This is a genomic window from Streptomyces sp. JLBG701, from assembly GCF_058544905.1.
Window position 1 is genome coordinate 10,510,787 of sequence record NZ_CM178588.1, and the last position, 18,524, is coordinate 10,529,310.

The 18,524-nt window shown below is 69.4% G+C and carries 16 protein-coding genes; 9 read left to right on the top strand and 7 right to left on the bottom strand.

Annotation, left to right across the window (positions count from 1 at the left end; all coding sequences use genetic code 11):
- The first annotated feature begins 9 nt into the window (after window positions 1-9).
- Genes AC5DRG_RS48075 through AC5DRG_RS48090 form a run of 4 tightly spaced genes read left to right on the top strand, consistent with a single transcriptional unit; the run spans window position 10 to window position 5,427 of the window.
- Window positions 10-930, top strand: coding sequence for a carbohydrate ABC transporter permease (locus AC5DRG_RS48075; protein WP_491806630.1), 921 nt, complete (start codon window positions 10-12; stop codon window positions 928-930).
- On the top strand, window positions 927-1,829 hold the full coding sequence (locus AC5DRG_RS48080) for a carbohydrate ABC transporter permease (protein WP_491806631.1): 903 nt from the start codon (window positions 927-929) through the stop codon (window positions 1,827-1,829). The genes AC5DRG_RS48075 and AC5DRG_RS48080 overlap by 4 nt, the downstream gene beginning before the upstream one ends.
- A 2-nt stretch (window positions 1,830-1,831) precedes the next feature.
- Window positions 1,832-3,550, top strand: coding sequence for a hypothetical protein (locus AC5DRG_RS48085; RefSeq protein ID WP_491806632.1), 1,719 nt, complete (start codon window positions 1,832-1,834; stop codon window positions 3,548-3,550).
- 50 nt (window positions 3,551-3,600) lie between these two features.
- A complete protein-coding gene (locus AC5DRG_RS48090; RefSeq protein WP_491806633.1) occupies window positions 3,601-5,427 on the top strand; it encodes a hypothetical protein in 1,827 nt (608 codons plus the stop codon).
- A gap of 13 nt (window positions 5,428-5,440) precedes the next feature.
- Here AC5DRG_RS48090 and AC5DRG_RS48095 read toward each other — a convergent pair whose 3' ends face one another.
- The gene (locus AC5DRG_RS48095) at window positions 5,441-6,106 is read right to left on the bottom strand and encodes a nucleoside/nucleotide kinase family protein (protein WP_491806634.1); all 666 of its coding nucleotides are present in this window, start codon (window positions 6,104-6,106) and stop codon (window positions 5,441-5,443) included.
- Window positions 6,107-6,193: 87 nt separating this feature from the next.
- Between AC5DRG_RS48095 and AC5DRG_RS48100 the strand changes: the two genes are divergently transcribed.
- Window positions 6,194-6,589 carry a YybH family protein gene (locus tag AC5DRG_RS48100; protein ID WP_491806635.1) on the top strand — a complete coding sequence of 132 codons (396 nt, stop codon included), beginning with the start codon at window positions 6,194-6,196 and terminating at the stop codon, window positions 6,587-6,589.
- Between the two features lie 22 nt (window positions 6,590-6,611).
- Here the strand turns inward: AC5DRG_RS48100 and AC5DRG_RS48105 are convergent, their stop codons facing one another.
- Window positions 6,612-7,151 (bottom strand): GNAT family N-acetyltransferase, encoded by a 540-nt coding sequence (locus AC5DRG_RS48105; RefSeq protein ID WP_491806636.1) that lies wholly within the window; start codon window positions 7,149-7,151, stop codon window positions 6,612-6,614.
- A 308-nt stretch (window positions 7,152-7,459) separates the two neighbouring features.
- Here AC5DRG_RS48105 and AC5DRG_RS48110 point away from each other — a divergent pair, with 308 nt between their 5' ends.
- The 4 genes from AC5DRG_RS48110 (at window position 7,460) to prcB (ending at window position 11,427) form a co-directional block, all read left to right on the top strand.
- Complete coding sequence (locus AC5DRG_RS48110; protein ID WP_491806637.1) at window positions 7,460-8,989, top strand: MFS transporter; 1,530 nt, start codon at window positions 7,460-7,462, stop codon at window positions 8,987-8,989.
- A 67-nt stretch (window positions 8,990-9,056) separates the two neighbouring features.
- A complete protein-coding gene (locus tag AC5DRG_RS48115; protein WP_491806638.1) occupies window positions 9,057-9,365 on the top strand; it encodes a winged helix-turn-helix transcriptional regulator in 309 nt (102 codons plus the stop codon).
- A 169-nt stretch (window positions 9,366-9,534) separates the two neighbouring features.
- Window positions 9,535-10,485, top strand: a complete 951-nt coding sequence (locus AC5DRG_RS48120; protein ID WP_491806639.1) for a lysylphosphatidylglycerol synthase domain-containing protein — start codon at window positions 9,535-9,537, stop codon at window positions 10,483-10,485.
- A gap of 87 nt (window positions 10,486-10,572) precedes the next feature.
- A complete protein-coding gene (gene prcB, locus AC5DRG_RS48125) occupies window positions 10,573-11,427 on the top strand; it encodes a proteasome subunit beta (RefSeq protein WP_491806640.1) in 855 nt (284 codons plus the stop codon).
- Window positions 11,428-11,525: 98 nt separating this feature from the next.
- Here the strand turns inward: prcB and AC5DRG_RS48130 are convergent, their stop codons facing one another.
- From AC5DRG_RS48130 to AC5DRG_RS48150, 5 genes are all read right to left on the bottom strand, one after another.
- Entirely contained in the window at window positions 11,526-12,485 is a 960-nt protein-coding gene (locus AC5DRG_RS48130) for a hypothetical protein (protein ID WP_491806641.1), read from the bottom strand.
- An 11-nt stretch (window positions 12,486-12,496) separates the two neighbouring features.
- Window positions 12,497-13,969 (bottom strand): APC family permease, encoded by a 1,473-nt coding sequence (locus AC5DRG_RS48135; protein WP_491806642.1) that lies wholly within the window; start codon window positions 13,967-13,969, stop codon window positions 12,497-12,499.
- A 268-nt stretch (window positions 13,970-14,237) separates the two neighbouring features.
- Window positions 14,238-15,005, bottom strand: a complete 768-nt coding sequence (locus AC5DRG_RS48140; RefSeq protein WP_491806643.1) for an NPP1 family protein — start codon at window positions 15,003-15,005, stop codon at window positions 14,238-14,240.
- 31 nt (window positions 15,006-15,036) lie between these two features.
- Complete coding sequence (locus AC5DRG_RS48145) at window positions 15,037-16,167, bottom strand: glycoside hydrolase family 19 protein (RefSeq protein ID WP_491806644.1); 1,131 nt, start codon at window positions 16,165-16,167, stop codon at window positions 15,037-15,039.
- A 105-nt stretch (window positions 16,168-16,272) separates the two neighbouring features.
- Window positions 16,273-18,477, bottom strand: a complete 2,205-nt coding sequence (locus tag AC5DRG_RS48150) for a pectate lyase-like domain-containing protein (protein ID WP_491806645.1) — start codon at window positions 18,475-18,477, stop codon at window positions 16,273-16,275.
- Window positions 18,478-18,524: the final 47 nt, after the last annotated feature.

Consider the following 18,524-nt stretch of genomic DNA (forward strand, 5'->3'; position numbering starts at 1 on the left):
GTCAGGAAGATGACAAAACGCGCCTCGGACGTGTCCGCCGTGTCCGCGAGCCCGCCCAGGAGACGCAGTAAGTACACCCTTGCGCCGCTCGTCCTCATCGCGGCCAATGTCGTGCTCTTCGCGCTGTTCTTCGTCTGGCCGGCGGTGATCGGGCTCGTCTACTCCTTCACGAACTACACGGGTGTGGGGGCGTTCCAGTTCATCGGACTGGACAACTACGACAACCTGTTCGGGGACTCCACCTTCTACGACGCGCTGAGCCGGACGCTGCTGTACGCGGTGCTCTTCGTGCCGCTGAACTTCGCGCTCTCGCTGCTCGCCGCCAACCTGGTGGTGAACAAGCACGCCAAGGGCGCGTCGGTCGCCCGCGTCCTCTTCTTCATCCCCTGGCTTCTGTCGCCCATCGTCGTGGGTGTCCTGTGGCGGTGGCTGTTCGGTGAGAACTTCGGACTGGTCAACTACGTCATCGAGAAGTTCGGCGGAAGTGCCGTTCCGTGGCAGTCGAACGCGGACCTGTCGCTGCTGGTGGTGGTGTTCGCGGCATCCTGGGCCTGGACGGGCTTCACGATGCTGCTGTTCATCGCGGCGATCAAGAACGTACCGGTGTCGTACTACGAGGCGGCCTCGCTCGACGGCGCCGGCCCATGGCGCCAGTTCATCAGCATCACGCTGCCGAGCATCGCACCCACCTCGTTCATCGTCATCCTGCTCAACACGATCAACGCGATGAAGGAATACCCGGTGTTCGTCGCCCTCAACAACGGCGGACCCGGCACCTCGAACAACCTGCTTGTCCAGTACATCTATGAGACCGGCTTCAAACGGGGCCAGATCGGCTACGCGAGCGCCGCGTCATTCGTGCTCATGCTCATCCTGATGGCCGTCGCGATCATCCAGCTGATCGTCAACCGGCGGGTGGAGAACCGATGACAACCACAGACATGCCACGCCCGGTCGACGCCGGTACCGGACGGGCCGTTTCCAAGAAGCGGCCCCGCGGTGCGGCCAGCGGTGGGCTCCGGCGGGCAGTGCCCGCGACGACACTGCTGTGGATCATGGCGTGCCTGTACGGCCTGCCGGTGCTGTGGTTCATCCTCAGCTCCCTCAAGCCGGCCAGCGACCTGTTCTCCTATCCGCTGACGGTGGTTCCGCACAACCCCACCCTGTCGGGTTACCTGACGGCGTGGCGCAGTGCCAACTTCTCCCAGTACTTCATCAACACGGCCACCGTGTGCGTGATCACGACGATCCTCACGGTGGGAATCAGCTGCTGCACCGGGTACGCGCTGGCCAAGTACGACAACAAGTGGCTCAAGGTCTTCTTCATCTGCATCCTGGCCACCACGATGCTGCCGTCCGAGGTCATGCTCGCCCCGGAGTTCCTGGTGGTCCGCAACCTCGGCCTCTACAACTCGTTCGCCGGCATCATCCTCCCGGCCGTGCTCACCGCGACCGGATGCTTCATGTTCCGCCAGTTCTTCCTGACGGTTCCCGACGAACTCGTGGAAGCCGCACGCATCGACGGCGCCCGCGAACTGTCGATCTTCCTGCGGATCATGGTGCCGCTCTCCCGGCCCATCATGCTGACCCTCGCCATCCTGTCCTTCCAGTGGCGGTGGAACGACTACATCTGGCCGCTTCTGATGCTCAACGACCCCAACAAGTTCACCGTGCAGATCGGCATCCAGAGCATCGTCGGCGCGCAGAACATCAACTGGTCGGTCCTGCTCGGCGCATCGGTCATCTCCATGATCCCGCTGATCATCATCTTCCTGGTCTTCCAGCGTTACGTCATGAGCGCCGACATCAATGCCGGACTGAAGGACTGACCTTGCCCACCCCGCTCGACCACGAGTTCGTCCGTGCGGCGGCCCGCGCCGCCGACCGGCTGGCCGCTCCGCTGGCGGCCGGCCCCCACGAGGAACCCGCCGGTGTGCCGCACCGTGGTCTGGCGCGCCGGGCGAAGACCCTGGTCGCGGCATACCGTTCCCCGGACTCGGCACTGCACGGCAGCAAGCAGGCCATCGCCGCCGCGATGACCCACGTCCGCGCCCTGCGGGCCGTGCAGACCACCAGCGGCCTCTTCGCCGGCGGCGACAACGTGCAGTCACCCCCGGACTCCGCGTTCACCGTCAACGACGTGTGCGACGCGCACGTTCTCGCCGCCGGCGCGGGGCCGGAACTGTACGACGTCACGGCCGCGCTCGCCGAGATCGCCGGCGCCGGCTTTGGCAGTCTCCTGACCGGTGGGGTGCACACCCCGAACCACCGCTGGGAGCTGTGCGCGGCGCTGGCCCGGCTGCACCGGTCGTTCCTCGACGACCGGCTGCTCGACCGCATCGAGGAGTGGCTCGCCGAGGGCGTCGACATCGACGCGGAGGGCCTGTACTCGGAACGCAGCGCCAACTACGCGGCCCACGTGTCCAACCCGTCGCTGCTCCTGCTGGCCGAGGTCCTCGGCCGCGCCGACCTGCTGTACACCGTCGAACGCAATCTCGCCACGACCCTGGACCTCATCAGGCCGGACGGCACGGTGGAGACCGTCCACTCGCGACGACAGGACCAAAACCACCCGTTCCCGCTGGCGCCCTACCTGCCGCACTACCGGCTGCTCGCGATCCGCACTGGCCGGGGTGACTTCGCCCGGGTGGCGCGGCAGGCGGCCGCCGACGGCATCGACGACCCCGACCTGCTCGCCGAGACCCTCCTCACCCCGGACCTGTGCCGCGCCCTGCCGGCCCCGGCCGCGGAGGCACTTCCGCGCGACCGGTACCTCACCACCGCACGCCTCGGCGCACGCGCCTCGGTCACCGCGCACACGGTGGTGTACGGCGGCTCCGACGTGCCCGAGCACCGGCGCATCCGCTCGGGCCTCGCCTGCAACCCCACCTTCCTGCGTCTGTTCGCCGGCGATGCCGTCCTCGACGCGGTCCGGCTCTCGCGGGGGTTCTTCGACCTGGGCCCGTTCCGCGCCGCCGACATGCGACAGCTCGCCGACAACCGGTACCGGCTCACCCAAACCCTCACGGCCGCCTACTACCAGCCGCTCCCGAAGGACGAGAGGCGGGACGACGGCGTCTACCGGCTGGTGGACGACGGACGCTTCTCGGCCTCGATGGCCTTCCCGGACCGGCCTAGGGACGAGGTCTCACACACGACCCGCGTCGAGGTGGACCTGCGGGAGGACGGTGCCGACCTGCGGATCGACATCAGCGGCCCGCGGGTGCCCTGGGCCCTCGAACTGACCTTCCGGCCGGGCGGTGTGCCGGAGGGCGCCGTGCCGATCGGCGACGGACGCTGGTGTCTGACGACCGGTCCGATGACCTACCGGGTCGGTGACGACGAGATCCAGGTCGAGGTCGACGTCGAGGCGGGCGAACCGCTCGCCGGGCCGGACGGGAGCGACGTACTACGGTACGACCCGGGGCAGGACTACACCGTGGTGGGCGGCACCGATGCGACGACCGGGAACCGCGTCTATATCGGTGGACAGGGCCCGCAGACACTGAGCGTCGCCCTGCGCGCCCGCCGCCCCGCACCTGTCTTCTGACCCCGACGACCCACGCCACGGCCACCCCGGCATGAAGGGCTGATCCACCCGTGCACCTCCTCCACCAGCGCGGCCCGCTGCACGACCTCCCCGACACCCCGGAGGCCTACGACGCGGTCCTCGCCGACGTCGTCGAGCAGGCCCTGCGACGCATCGAGCCGGAGGGAAACCTCGAACACCCCGACTGCTACGACGACATCGGGGACACCTCGCTCGGGATCACGTCGCTGCTGGCCTTCGCCTGGCAGCGCGGCAAGGACCCGCGGCTGCCGGAGGCGGTACGGCGCAGCCTCGCCTTCCATCTCCAGGAGCGCGTCTACACCGAGGACAACCCCGGCTACCCGAACCTGAAGGTGCGCAACTCCGGTCTCCCGTACGCCCGTTACGTCCTGGAGGCGGGCGCCCATCCCATCGGCGACTGGCCGAGCACGGTGTGGGCGCTGCTCCAGGCGGTCAACATCCTCGACGCGGCGGACGGACTCGTCGACGACGAACAGCGCACCGGGCTGGTCGAGTTGGCGCACGGCTACTGGCACTGGCTCACCGAAGCCACCTTCTTCAACCCGCAGGAGGCCGGCAACCAGGCCATCGGCTGCGTTGTCGGTGGCCTCATGCTGGCTCGCCATCTCCCTTCGGAAGAAGGAGAGTCGGTGCGCCGGCGCGCGCTCACTCTGTACGGCGACGAGATCCGCGCCCACCGGGTACGCGACCGGGGCGCACTGCTGCCGCCCGAGCACGGCGGCGCGTACGACAACAACTACGGTCCGATCTCCCTCTCCTTCCTCGCCCAGGCCCACCGCGTCAGCGGCGAGGACGTCTTCGCGCAGGACGGGGAGGCGCTGGCCCGCTACATCGACGCGCGCCTCACCAACGGCGGCTTCGACAACGGCGGCCCCCGCTACAGCGAACAGCACTCCGGCTTCGAGTCGGTTCTCGGGCTGCGCTACTTCGGCGCCCGCATCCGTGCGGACATCGGCCGCTACCGCGGCGACACCCGCTGGAGCCGGCATGCGGCCAAGCCGGACGGCGGCGTCGACGGGCACTTCGCCTGGATGCTGGTCTGGCAGATCCAGGACACGACCCCCTGGCACCGCACCCCGTCGGCCACGGCGGTCCGGCACCAACTGCGCGCGGGCACGGTGTCGGTGGCCTTCGACAGCCGGATGACACCGTCGCTCCTGGAAGCCGGGGGCACGTACTACCTGCCCGCGGCCGTGAACCGCCAGCACGGCTTCGGTCCGGTGCTCGACGGCTTCCTGCTGTGCCGCCCCATGGGCGAGGTACGCGTACGCGACCTGCGCACCGACGCACTGACGGCCAAGCTGGTCACCAAGCCGGTCGTCGGCCGCGACCATGTCCTGCGTCACGTCCGGTCCCTGTACGTCACCGACGGCACGAGCCTGTGGATGACGGTCGTCGCCGAACACCTCGACGGAACCCCGTACTTGCTCGCCGGTCTGCCGTACGCCGCGGACGACGGCGACCGGGTGCGCCGGACCACCGACGCCGAGGTGACGTCCGCGGGCGAACTGCGGCTGACCCACCCGCAGGGGGAGGGCCCGGAGTTCTTCGACTCCCGCTCGGACACGACGCAGGAGCCGGCGGCCTTCGCCCTCGCCGCGGACCCGCGCGGCTACGGCAACCCCGACGAGGGCTGGCGTCACCTGGTCGCCTCCTCGGCATTGGAGGCGGAGCCGGCGCCGGGCGCTCCGGAGGGCCTGAGCGTCTTCGCCGTACGGTACGGACCCGGCGGGGAGTTCACGCCGGCTTTCGAGCTGACGGAGGCGGGCCTGGTCGTCCGCACCGAGGCCTTCGCCGCCGTGATCGGAGACGCGGCGGGCGACGGGCACGGGGAACCGACTCTCGAACTCCTCTGAGATAAGCGGCAGTTCAGCGGAGAGGAGCGGGCAGGACCGTCTTGGGTACCACCAGGTCCGCCCGCTCCCGGGTCGCCGCCACGAGCTTCGCGTTGCGCTGGTCCGTGCCCAGGACCCAGGCCACGGCCGTGTCGTGGTCCTTGCCGAACTCCTCGTGGCGGGCGATCAGTCGACGGACGCGTTCGTCCTCGGGCTGCTCGCAGAACCACACCTCGTCGAGGTGGGACCGGACGCGGGGCCATGAACCCGTGGGCAGGAGAAGGTAGTTGCCCTCGGTGACGACCAGACGGGCCGTCGACGGCACCGGAACGGCGCCCGCGATCGGCTGCTCCAGGACCCGCTCGAAGCCGGGCGCGTACACGATGTCGTCCGGGCCGTCGGGGTCGTCCTCGCGCAGCCGGCGCAGCAGCGCCGCGTAGCCCGCCGCGTCGAAGGTCTCGGGCGCGCCCTTGCGGTCGCGCAGGCCGAGCCGGTCGAGTTCGACGTCGGCCAGATGGAAGCCGTCCATGGGGACGTGCGCGACCCACGGGTCCCCGGTCCCGTTCAGTTCGCGCACCAGCGCCTCGGCGAGTGTCGTCTTTCCCGCCCCGGGACTGCCGGCGATGCCGAGGACGGCTCGCCGGCCGGAATGGGTGAGGGCGGTGGCGCGGGTGAGGAGGTCGTCGAAGGTCAGCGGCACAGAACAGAGTGTGTCACCCGAGCGGCGGGCGATGATTTCCGGCTCGACGGGGGAGTCGAGTGGAAAGGGAAGGAGGGCGCGGACACCATGCCCGACGACCACGCGGAGATCCGCACCCTGATCACGAAGTGGGCCCAGGCAGTCCACCACGGTGACCTCGACGCCGTACTCGCCCACCACGCCGAGGACATCGTCATGTTCGACGTGACCCCGCCCCACGACGGAATCCGCGGACTCGCCGCCTACCGCGCGACCTGGCCGCCGTTCCTCGCCTGGCAGGCGCAGGGCGCCCACTTCGACATCGTCTCCCTCCACGTCACCGCCGGCCCCGACGTCGCCTACGCCCACGCCCTGCTGCGCTGCGGAACCCCCGAGGAACTCCACCAACGCCCCACCCTGCGCCTACGCCTGACCCTCGGCCTGCGCAAGGAGCGAGGCCACTGGCTGGTCGCCCACGAACACCACTCGTTCCCGCACGACTGACCGGGCGGCACGGAGACGCAGTTCAGCCGGGGAGCCCTGCCGCGTAGATCCAGTCGAAGCCGTCGTATCCGGGTCCGTCGAGGTGCTCCGCCCGGGCCAGAGCGGCCCGCACCGCCACGCGCTGCGAAGCGATGTTGGACGGTCTGACCCGGGCGATCAGGGGGAGATCGGGACCATGACCGGACACCCAGGCCGCGACCTCGGCGGCTGCCTCGCCGGCGAATCCCTGACCCCATGCCGAGGTGGCGAAGCGGTAGAACAGGTTGAGGATCCGCATCTCCCGCAGGTCCATGGGTTTGATGCCGCAGAAGCCCAGCGGCTGGTCGGAGCCGTGGAGCCGGACGACCCAGTACCCGTATCCGCACAGCTGCCACTGGTCGTTCCAGCGCTGCCAGAGCTCCTCCGCCTCCTCGCGTCGGGTCAGCGCGTCGGAAGGATTGTGCAGACAGGTCGCGGGATCCCGGTGGATCTCGAAGATCGCATCCACATCGGCTTCGTCCGGACGCCGCAGCGACAGTCGGGCGGTCCGCAGCTCCTCGGCTGCCGGGCTCCAGTCACTCATGTGAAGATCGTAGAGCCGCTCGATTCACTTACCGCTGCGGGGCAGTCCCGGATTCCCGCCAGAATGGGATTCTCTATTTGACATTTGCGCGGGACTTATGGTCTCGGAGAATTCCATCCTGTGACCGCTGAGATCAGAAATTTGGTAGCCCTGTCAAGCGGTAAATGGGGTGTGCGGCAAGCGGCAGTTGGGTGTTAGTGTCCATCCCGCTCGCATTGGCCGGCGGAACTCCATTTGACATTCCGAGTTCCTTTCTCTCTCGCTGGAATTCCCTTTCACTCCTCCTTGCCATCCTTAGGAGTTCTCCCTTGTCTGCCGAAAGTACGATCACCACCCCCGCGCGGGGCGCAGCCTCGCCCGGGGTCTCCCCGGGCGGCCGGCATCTCGGCGTCGCGCTCTTCGTGATCGCCGCGGCCCAGTTGATGGTGGTCCTCGACAACACCATCACCAACATCGCGCTGCCCGCCATCCAGACCGACCTCGGCGTCTCCGACGCGAACCTGGCGTGGATCGTCAACTCCTACGCGCTGGCCTTCGGCGGGCTGATGCTGCTCGGCGGCAAGGCCGGTGACCTCTTCGGCCGGCGGCGGATGTTCCAGGTCGGCATCCTCGTCTTCACCCTGGCCTCCCTGCTGGGCGGACTCGCCCCGAACGAAGGGCTGTTGATCGGCGCCCGCATCCTGCAGGGCGTCGGCGCCGCACTCGCCGCGCCCAGCGCGCTGGCCCTGATCACCACCACCTTCCCGGCGGGCAAGGCACGCAACACGGCCATGGGCGTCTACGCCGCGATGGCCGGCGTCGGCGCCACGGCCGGCCTGCTGCTCGGCGGCACCCTCACCGACGCCCTCGACTGGCGCTGGGTGTTCTTCGTCAACATCCCCATCGGCGTGACCGTCCTCGCCGGCACCAGGACCCTCGTCGAGGCCGAACGGCACCCCGGCCGCCTGGACGTCCCCGGCGCGATCACTGGCACCGGCGGCCTGATCGCCCTCGTCTACGCCATCACCCGCGGCGGCGAACACGGCTGGACGAACGGACTGACGCTGGCCTCCTTCGCGACGGCCGCCATACTGCTGGCGGTGTTCCTGGTCGTCCAGTCGCGTGCCGACGAGCCGATGATGCCGTTGCGGCTGCTCAAGGACCGTAACCGCTCCGGCAGTTACGTCACGATGCTGCTGGTCGGCGCGGGCATGTTCGCCACGTTCTACTTCCTGACGTTGTACATGCAGCTCATCCTCGGATACAGCGCCGTCAGGACCGGGTTCGCCTATCTGCCCTTCAGCGTCGGAATGGCCGCCGCGGCGGGCATCAGCTCCAAGCTCGTCACCCATTTCCCGCCCCGGCTGATCACCGGACCCGGCCTGCTCGTCGGGGCCTGCGGCATGTTCTGGTTCTCCACCCTGGAGACCGACTCCTCATATGCAGCGCACCTGTTGCCCGCGATGTTCGTCACCGCTCTCGGCCTCGGCATGAGCTTCGTTCCGCTGACGCTCGGCGCGGTGAGCGGTGTCGACCACCACGACACGGGCATGGCCTCGGCGCTGTTGAACACCACCCAGCAGATCGGCGGCGCGCTCGGCCTCGCCGTCCTGTCGACGCTCGCCACCTCCGCGGCCGACGACAAGCTGCCCCAGGCGGCCGCCACCCTCTACCGGAGCCTGGCCACCGAGGACTTCCCCATGGTGGCCAAGGCGCAGGAAGCACTGACGGACGGCTACACCACGGCCTTCGTCGCCGGCGGCGCCATGTTCCTGGCCGCGGTGGTCGTCACCTTCCTGGCCGTCAACGCGCGTAAGCAGCAGCACACCGAAGGCGCGGCGCCCGTCCACATGGGCTGAGGCCACCACCACGTACGGCGCGAGGCAGCGCACATGCCTCGCGCCGTACCGAGAAGGGACAGTCACCATGACCACCCCGCGACACGCTCAGCCGGAGCCCCTGCCGGCAGCCGCTCGGGCCTTCGCCCTGCTGGACCGTGGCTGGAACGGCCTGATCATCGAGGCCCTGGCCAAAGGCCCGGCCGACTTCGACCGGATCCGCGAGCGTGTCCCCGGCATCACCGACCACGTGCTCACCGACCGCCTCCGGCAACTGACCACGGCCGACCTCGTCGTCCCCACCGCCCGCCACTACGCACTCACTCCGCACGGCAACGCCTTCCTCATCCCCCTCGCGGCGCTGATCGTGTGGGCGGAGGATCACCTTCCTGCCTGAAACCGCGTCCGAAGTGATCCGGCAGGACCTCGTCCGGGTGTACCGCGCCGGGCGACCATGCTCGGAGCGGGTTAGTTTGGCTGTGCTGCCCGACTCACAACTCCCGCCTTCGGCCCCCTCGGCTGCAGGACGTCAGACGCCCCAGGACCCGTAGGGGCAGAGGTGGACGATGGCCAACAATGCGCACACCACGCTCGCCACGCCGCCCCGCAGCCGGGTCTACTGGCATACGGCCCTCGCCTGCGCCGTCCTGGTCTGCGCCGCCTACCTGGCCCACCACCACTGGCCCGTGGTGGTCGCGGCCGTCGACCGGCTCGCGGTCGCCGACCAGGGCTGGCTGCTGGTGGGCGCGACGGCCGCCGCGGCGACCTGGATGTGCGCGGCCCTCGCCCAGCAGGGCGCGGTGCTACGGCGACTGCCCGGAGGGCGACTCGTGGCGGCGCAGTTCGCCGCGTCCGCCGCCAACCACGTCCTGCCGGCCGGGCTCGGCGCGGGTGCCGTCAATCTCCGGTTCCTCATGCGCTGCGGACTGCCCGCCGGTCGCTCGGCGTCCGCGCTCGCGGTCAAGGGCACCGCCGGCGCGGTCGTGCGCGGCGCGCTGATCGCCGCGCTCGCCCTGACCTGTCCCGGTGTCCTGAGAGTCCCGCAGGTCTCTGCGGGGGTCGTGGCCGTCGTGCTCGGGGTGGCCGTGGTCGTGGGCGTGCTGGTCGCCGGCCCGCTGTCGTCCAGGTGCCGGCGCGCCCTGTCGGCGGTGTACGCCGACATCCGCGCCGTCCATGCCAGACCGCCCCGGGCGGCTGCCCTGTGGGGCGGGTCGCTGGCCTTCGCCGCACTGCACTCGTTCGTGCTGATCGCCGTCACCCAGGCCGTCGGAGTTCCGCTGTCCCCGGCCCGGGTGGCGCTGCTCTACCTCGCCGCCAGCAGCGCCGCCGTCCTCCTGCCCACCCCCGGCGGCCTCGGCTCCCTCGACGCCGCGCTCGCCGTCGCCCTCACCGCCGCCGGAGCCCCGGCCGCCACGGCCGCCTCCGTGGTCCTCGGCTACCGGCTCCTGACAGTGTGGCTGCCCCTGGTTCCCGGCCTCCTCGTGCTCGGGGTGCTCATCCGCCGCAAGGCCCTGTGAGTCGCACGGGCGTTTCCGGTCCGCCCGAGGCAGGTAGTAGTCGTTTATCGGTCCACCGGCCAGAGACGGCAGTTGAGGGGGAGTGGCATGGGACAGCACGAGACGGACGGCCGTTTAGGTGAGGAGTTCTTCACCCCCGGAAGCTCGTCCTTCACCGAGTTCCTGACGGCACACCGGCCCGAGCTGCTGCCCATGCGCCGCCCCTTCCCGGACGGCGTCCGGGCCGACCCCGACGAGTTCCCGCACGGCACCACGGTGCTGGCCCTCGCCTACCGCGACGGCGTGATGATCGCCGGGGACCGCAGGGCCACGATGGGCAACCTCATCGCGCAGCGCGACCTGGAGAAGGTGCACCCGGCGGACGACTACACCGCGGTCGCCTTCGCCGGCACCGTCGGGCTCGCCCTCGACATGGTGAAGCTCTACCAGATGGAGCTGACCCACTTCGAGAAGATCGAGGGCATCCCGATGACCCTCGGGGCGAAGGCGACCCGGCTGGCCGGGATGCTCCGCCAGAACCTCGGCCAGGCCATGCAGGGTCTCGCCGTCGTCCCCCTGCTCGCCGGCTACGACACCAAGGCCCCCGAGGGCCGGCAGGGCCGCATCTTCAGCTTCGACGTCACGGGCGGCACGTACGAGAAGTCGGACTTCCACGCCGAGGGCTCCGGCTCCCCGTACGCCCGGGGCGCGTTGAAGAAGCTGTTCCGCACGGGCATGACCAGGCGCGAGGCCGCCCTGGCCGCACTCCAGGCCCTGTACGACGCGGCGGACGACGACTCCGCGACCGGCGGCCCCGACATCGGCCGCCGTATCTTCCCCATCGTGTCGGTCATCACGGAGGATGGCTTCGAGCGGCTGCCCGAACGGGAGACCGAGGACCTGAGCCACGAGATGGTCGACCAGCGCCGCACCCGCCCGGACGGCCCGACCACCGCACCCTGAGGCCGGCACTCAGTACCGCAACGCCCTGCTACGTCCAGCCCGATCCGCTCGACTGCGGCAAGGTCCAACCCGCGCCCCAGGCAACCCCCGGAGCCCTCTCACATTCGCAGCCGTGCCTCCTTGCGCCACTTCACGATCTGCTTCTCGGGATCTCCCGTGTACGACCAGGGAGTTCGCGTGGCGCGGCGTCCGAGCATGCGCAGCAGGGACTCGGCGATCTCCGGTTCGTCCGCCAGACAGGCCGCGTGGGTGAGGTAGTTGAGGTCGCGGAGCTCCCAGGGCGCCACCGAGTCGTCGGCGCGGCCCACGATCCAGCGCTCCCAGGTGCGCCGTACGTCGCTGACGGCCCCGTCGTGGGCCCAGTGCCGGCTGATGCCGACGGCGGCGTGCTGTCCCTTCGCGGCGTCCAGGGCGAAGCGGTACTCCTCGACGCGGGCGTACTGCACGAGCACCGGCAGTGCGCAGCCGGATGGTGCCACACCGGCCGCGTCGCGGGCGAAGTCGTACATGAGGCCGTGGGTGCCGTGCCAGCGGGAGGAGTAGTAGTGGAGCACCTGCAGGTGGCCCTCCACGCTGTACGGGTCGCGCTGGTGCAACTCGTCCCACCAGCGCGCCAGTTCCTGCCTGCGCACCCCGGAGGTGTACAGCCGCGACACGGAGATCAGGGAGATCCACGGCGTCGGATCCTCCGGATACGCCTCCGCCGCCCGCAGACACGCCAGCACCGCGGCCTCGATACGGGTCTGGTCGATCGGCACACCCCGTCCCGCCGAGATGGCCAGGTTGAACACGCGTGCCGTCTCCGTCGCGGCTCGCAGGACCTGTGCGTCGGCGTTGCGCGGCTCGGTGGCCAGCCATGACTCCGCCGTCGAACTGTCCGCGCAGGCCTGGGCGAGGAGGCGGACGCGGTGGCCGCGTGCGTCCCAGTCGGGGCCGGTGGCGCGCAGCAGTTCGCGCAGCCCCTGCCAGCGGCCGATGACGATGTCCTGCCGGGCGGAGGTGAGGGGCGCGTCCCCGCAGTCGGGGTCGAAGTCGGGGGTGAAACGGTCTCGCGCCATCGGGTGCTCCCTCAGAAGTCGGTCGGGAGACCCTCGTGGACACGGGCCCTGGCGGCCGCGTGTCCGGCGGGGACGTAGTCCGTCCGGATGGTGCGGCTGGCGTCCAGCTTCGCCGGCCGGTAGTAGTCGCTGCCCTGTCTCCAGTACCAGAACATGGGGATCAGGCCGACGGCCAGGCCGCCGATGCCGATCGCGATCGCGGCCCGGCTCAGCTCGCCCAGCGACTCGACGAATATCCAGAACATGAACGCCGAGCCGAACAGCGGCCACACCCCGCCGAGCAGGAAGTTCGCCGGGGACTTCAGCAGGACCTTGCGGTAGGCGACGACCACCGCGAGGCCCGCGAGTCCGTAGTAGACGGCGATCTGCAGGCCGATCGCCGAGATCGCGTCCGAGAGGATGTCGCCCACCGTGCCCAGGGCGTTGGAGGCGATGAACATCACCAGCGCCACCACACCGACGACCGCGATCGCGACCCACGGCGTGTTCCAGGTGCGGTGCACCCGGCCCAGCGCGGCCGGCATCGTACGGTCGCGGCCCATCGCGAACAGGGAGCGCGTGACCTGGATGAGGGTGGTCTCCAGCGTGGCGATCGTGGACAGCATCACGGACACGATCAGCAGCTTGCCGCCCCAGCCCGGCCAGATCTCCTCGCCGAGCACGCCCAGCACGTTGGCGTCGTTGTCCTCGATCTGGCGCGCGGAGAGGATGACGTTCACCGCGACGGTGAACACCTCGAAGAGCAGAAAGACGATGCCGACTCCGATCAGGCCGGCCAGTCCCGTCGTACGACGGCTGTTGCGGGTCTCCTCGCTGAGGTTGCTGGTGACGTCCCAACCCCAGTAGTAGAACGCCGCGATGAGCGCACCCGACGCGAAGCCGCTCACCCCGTCGAAGTGGCTGAAGCCGAGCCAGGACCAGTCGAATGTGCGGGCGTTGTCCGTGTGGAAGACGGCGAGCACCATGAAGAGGGCCAGCACGGTGAGTTCGACGCCGGACATGACCAACTGGGCGCGGACGGTGAGCCGGGCGCCGCCCAGCACCACCAGCAGCATGACCAGGAACCACGCGGCGCCGACCAGCGTGGACAGCGCGGTGTTGTCGGCGAGGTCCTCGTCGAAGAGGGCGAGCGTCATCGACCCCGCCGGCAGCGAACCGGCCACCATGAAGATGGTCGCCGAAATCACCAGCGCCCAGCCGCTGATGAAGCCCAGGAAGGGGTGGAGCGTCCGGCCCACCCACGAGTAACTGGCGCCCGCGTTCACGTCGATCCGGCCGAGATAGCTGAACGCGAGCGCGATGCCGAGCATCGGTATCGCGCAGTACAGCAGGGCCGCCGGACTGGCCAGGCCCACCGTGCCGACCAGGACCGCGGTGGTCGCGGCCAGCGAGTACGCGGGTGCACTGCCCGCGACGGCCATCACGACGGTGTCGAACGTGCCGAGGGCGTTGGCCTGTAGCCCTCTGCCCCTGCTGTTGCTCATGGTTGTGCTGCTTTCGGTCGTGCACGACGCGCGGTTCAACTGCCCCGGCGACGTAGGGGGGTGAGGGGACCCGCCTCGGACCCGGAGAGGGATGGCCTCGGGTCAGCGGCCGGCGAAAGGCGTGGTGGATGCCGTACAACCGCTGCGTTGGCGGACGGTCACCCCGTGTGTGCGAGTGATGATAGCCCTACCCGTTGGTAGTTCAAGAAGGGGTCGGCGAAAGGGCCCCGCAGAAGGGAACCTGCGGGGCCCTGGTCTCGCGACGCCGTCAGGCGTACGGGTCGAACGGGATGCCGGACGGCATGGAATAGGCGAGGTTGTACTGGAAGTCGCCGTCGTCGATCTTGAGGGTCGCCGAGCCGAAGTCGGCGCCGATCAACGTGTCGCGGAATCCGGCCGGGTAGCCGTTCCAGCCGACGAGGCGCGGGTAGAACCAGTTGCCCGTGGCGTTCTCCGCCGGCTCGTCATTGCTGTTGGCGAAGCGGAAGCAGTGACTGGAGACGCCGTCCTTGTGGTAGACGATCTTCGGGTGGGTGCCGTCGAAGCGGATCGCCGAGCGGGCGGCCACCTGGTAGCTGCTGTGCTGGGACACCGACACGTACTGGATCTCGTTGTTGGTGATCCACACAATGACGTGTTCCCAGTCGTGGGTGTGGCCGAGGGCCGCCGGGCCGAGGGTGATCTGGTCCTTTTCGAAGTAACTGGCGTACATGACCGCGCACCAGCCGTTGTTGCACTTCTCGCGCGAGTAGGTGTTCGCGTTGTTCAGCTGGGCGGGATCGTGGCAGTGACCGTTGACGTCGCCGCCGAGCTTCAGACCGGGGTTGAGGGTGCCGTCGGCGCCGATGGCGGCGGTGGCGTAGCAGCCGTCACCGTCGTAGTCGTAGGCGGGGGAGAAGGTCTGCTCCAGGCCGTCGGCGTTCTGCGGCAGCAGGGTCAGGACGTTCGCGTGGGCGGTCGCCGGGATCGCGACGACGAGTGTCATCGCCCCGAGTGTGCCGAGCAGGACGTTGGCGAGGGATCTCAGCTTGCGCATCGGGACTCCTTGTCGAGCTGTGCGGCCGCGGTCAGCAGTAGAGGTTGCCGCCCGGCGAGACGCCGAGGATCGAGGTGAACCGGTTGTAGGCGTCGACGCGGCTCTGCACCTGTGCGGGGTTCTTGCCGTCGCATTCCAGGGAGCCGTTGATGCTGCGGATGGTCTGGCCGAAGCCGGCTTGGTTGACCATGGCGTTGTGCGGGGTCATGGTGCCGGGGCCGGTCTGGGTGTTCCAGTACCACAGGCCGGTCTTCCAGGCGACGGACGCGTCGTTCTGCACCAGCCAGGGGTTGTTGAGGAGGTCGAGGCCGAGCGCGTCGCCTGCGGCCTTGTAGTTGAAGTTCCAGGACAGCTGGATGGGTCCGCGCCCGTAGTAGGCGGCCTGGCCGGCCGGGCAGCCGTAGGACTGGCTCCAGTCGCAGTACGTCGGATAGTTGGCGGTGTTCTGCTCGACGATGTGGACCAGCCCGCCGGTCTCGTGGTTGACGTTGGCGAGGAAGGCGGCGGCCTCCTGCTTCTTCACGGTGTCGCTGCCGGTGTTCGCGAAGCCGGGGTAGGCGCTCAGCGCGGCGGTCAGGCCGCTGTAGGTGTAGAACGAATTCCGGCTCGGGAACATCTGGTTGAACTGCGCCTCGCTCACCACGAATCCGGACGGGGTGCCGCCGCTACCGCTCGCGGGCGCGCTCCACTTCTGGTTCGCACCTCCGGAGCAGGTCCAGATCTGCAGCCGGGTGCCGTTGGCGCTGTTGTTGTCCCGGACGTCCAGGCACTTGTTCGCGGCCGGATTGACGATGTCGTTCGCGCCGCTGACCACCCACTGCTGATTGCTGCCGCCGGAGCAGTCCCACAGCTGGACCGCCGCGCCGTCCGCGGTGCCGCGGTCGACCACGTCGAGGCACTTGCCGAGCGCACGCAGGGTGCCGTCACCCGGGTTGGACCAGATCTGGGCGCCTGTCCCGTTGCAGTCGTAGAGCTGTACGGCGGTGCCGTTGGCGCTGTTTGCACCCGCGACGTCGACGCATTTGCCGGCGAGCCCGGTGATCGCACCGTCGGCGGCCTGGGCGGGAGTGACGGTGAACAGCGCGGTGAGTACGGCCGAGAGAACGGCGAAGGCCGTGAGCCGGCCTATGCGGTGGGGTCTTCTGGGGTGGGAGATGGGCATGACGAATGACGCTCCTTGGGGGTTGGGGGTTGGGGGTGGTCGGCCGCTCCCCCTGAGCGGAGGAGCGGCCGACTGAGGAGCTCGCGTCCCGGTGGTGCGGACGCGTTAGGGGTAGTTCGTCAGATTGGCCACGTTGGTGGTCGAGTTGGACGGGCCTCCGGTGCTGTTGACGACATGCCGGATGGTGCCCGTGCCGCCGAGGGAGACCGTCAGCATGCTGGTGAAGCGCACGTTGGCGTTGTTGGGTGCCTCGATGGCCCGTTCGGCGGCCACGGCCGGGTTGACGTTGAAGTAGCAGTAGCTGCCCAGGCCGTAGGCCTGGTGGCTGGTGACGGAGTCGGCCACCTTGTAGGCGGCGTAGCCCTGCGTGGAGCCGTTCATCCACGACGCCTGGTTCGGCGGGTCGTAGGGCATCTCGTTCTGGTAGAAGTACGTCCGGCCGCCGTTGCCGTTCCAGATGGTCTGGTACTTCTGGTAGTGCTCGACGAACAGGCCGTACGCGGTGACGTTGTCGCCGTTGACGATGAGGCCGGTGTCCGCGGTGTTGCTGGTCCAGCCGACGCCGCTGCCGTGGTCGGCGCGCCAGATCCAGGTGTGGTCGGCGATGACGTTGTCGCTGTTGACGACGAGGCTGGTGGTCGCCTTGCCGACGCCCGCGCCGCCTACGCGGAAGTACACGTCGTGCAGGGAGGTCGGGTCGGTGGCGTGGGTGGCGGACGAGCCTGTCGGGCCGACCTCCATCAGGGTGGGCGAGTTGGTGGTGCCCGCGTCGAAGAGGACGCCCGCGACCTTCACGCCGTCGACGTCGGCCACCTTCATCGCGGTGATCCCGTTGTCCGGGATGAACGTGGCGAGGCCGAGGCCCAGGACGACGGTGTCGGCACGGTTCACCTGCAGGGTCTGGTCCAGGTGGTAGACGCCCGGGGTGACCAGGAGGTTCTTCCCGGCGGCCAGCGCGGTGTTGATCTGCGCGGCCGTCGCGCCCGGCTTCACGACGTAGAAGGTGTCCAGGGACAGCGAGGTGCCGGAGGGGGATCCGCTCGCCCAGCTGGTGCCGGTGGAGTTGGACCTCAGCGACGGCACGAACACCTGGTAGGCGCCGCTGCCGTCGACGTACAGGGACGGCTTCTCACGGCTGACCGGGGTCTGCGCGACCGTGGTGTACGGCGGGCTGGGGAAGCTGGTGGCCGGGACGCCCTGGCTGCCGACGAAGACCATGTTCCAGTTGGAGCCGGTCCAGCTGCCGAGCTGGGAGTTGCGGGTCAGCCACTGCTGCTGGCTGCCGGAGTTGACCTGTCCGTCGACCTTGCTGTCGGCGAGGAGACCGCCGCTGGACCAGCCGCCGTCGTCCAGGGCGAGGTTGCCCCGCAGATGCATCCGGCGGTACGCCGCAGCCTGTGAGACCGCCCAACGGTCGCCGCCACTGGTCGGGTTGACCGACAGGTTCTCGGCGCCGCGCCAGAAGTTCTGCGTCGCGTTTCCCTGGAACCAGTCGGCCTCGGCGTGCACCGCGCCGTTGATCGTGACGGCGTCCGGGGTCAGACCGAGACCGGCGACCTGGGTGTAGAAGCCGACGTTGACATCCGCGCTGTAGGAGCCCGGCTTGAACAGGACGGCGTAGCGCTGGGAGCCGAACTGGTTGGTCTCCTGCTGCTGGAAGATCGTGTTGAGCCTGGTCTGGATCGTCGACGACGACATGGACGGGTCGAAGATCACGACGTTCGAGCCGAGGTCGGGATTGGCCGACGACTGGGTCACGGGTACCACCTGGAAGCGCTGGGCCGCACTGCCGTTGCAGGTGTACTGCACGTACTGCACGCTGTCCGCGGTCGAGGCGGCGGGGTCGTCCAGGCACTTGCCGCTGTTGCGGTTGACGAAGTGGTAGGCGCCGCCGCCCTCGTCGACCGGCAGCCACTGCTGGTTGGTGCCGCCGCCGTAGGCCCACAGATGGACGGGCGCGTTGTCGGCGGTGGACACGTCGGCGACATCCACGACCTGCGCGGTGTTGTTGCGGTTGTTGATGCGGACGTAGCCGTCGCTGGTGGCGGTGAAACTCCACTGCTGGGCCGTGGAGTTGTTGCAGCTGTACTGCTGCACGACGGTGCCGTTGGCGGTGGCGGCCGCCTTGGCGTCCAGGCACCTGCCGCTCGCGGCGTTCATGACGGTCGCGAAGTCGGTGGGCAGCGCGGCGGCCGCGGCGCTCGCCGGCGCGGGTACGGCCGTGAGCAGGGAGGCGGCGGCCACGGTGACCAGGGCCGCGGCGGTGGATCTGCGGCGTCGCTTGAGGACGGGGCGCAAGAGGGTGAGCACAGGTTCTCCTTGCCGAGCGGCTCGGCCGAACCGCGGAACGGGGCGGC

What these genes read in the sequence shown, in the direction of transcription:
- AC5DRG_RS48075 (WP_491806630.1), top strand. Translation starts at nt 10, where the DNA reads ATGACAAAACGCGCCTCGGACGTGTCCGCCGTGTCCGCGAGCCCGCCC.
- AC5DRG_RS48080 (WP_491806631.1), top strand. Translation starts at nt 927, where the DNA reads ATGACAACCACAGACATGCCACGCCCGGTCGACGCCGGTACCGGACGG.
- AC5DRG_RS48100 (WP_491806635.1), top strand. Translation starts at nt 6,194, where the DNA reads ATGCCCGACGACCACGCGGAGATCCGCACCCTGATCACGAAGTGGGCC.
- AC5DRG_RS48105 (WP_491806636.1), bottom strand. Translation starts at nt 7,151, where the DNA reads ATGAGTGACTGGAGCCCGGCAGCCGAGGAGCTGCGGACCGCCCGACTG.
- AC5DRG_RS48115 (WP_491806638.1), top strand. Translation starts at nt 9,057, where the DNA reads ATGACCACCCCGCGACACGCTCAGCCGGAGCCCCTGCCGGCAGCCGCT.
- AC5DRG_RS48120 (WP_491806639.1), top strand. Translation starts at nt 9,535, where the DNA reads ATGGCCAACAATGCGCACACCACGCTCGCCACGCCGCCCCGCAGCCGG.
- prcB (WP_491806640.1), top strand. Translation starts at nt 10,573, where the DNA reads ATGGGACAGCACGAGACGGACGGCCGTTTAGGTGAGGAGTTCTTCACC.
- AC5DRG_RS48130 (WP_491806641.1), bottom strand. Translation starts at nt 12,485, where the DNA reads ATGGCGCGAGACCGTTTCACCCCCGACTTCGACCCCGACTGCGGGGAC.
- AC5DRG_RS48135 (WP_491806642.1), bottom strand. Translation starts at nt 13,969, where the DNA reads ATGAGCAACAGCAGGGGCAGAGGGCTACAGGCCAACGCCCTCGGCACG.
- AC5DRG_RS48140 (WP_491806643.1), bottom strand. Translation starts at nt 15,005, where the DNA reads ATGCGCAAGCTGAGATCCCTCGCCAACGTCCTGCTCGGCACACTCGGG.
- AC5DRG_RS48145 (WP_491806644.1), bottom strand. Translation starts at nt 16,167, where the DNA reads ATGCCCATCTCCCACCCCAGAAGACCCCACCGCATAGGCCGGCTCACG.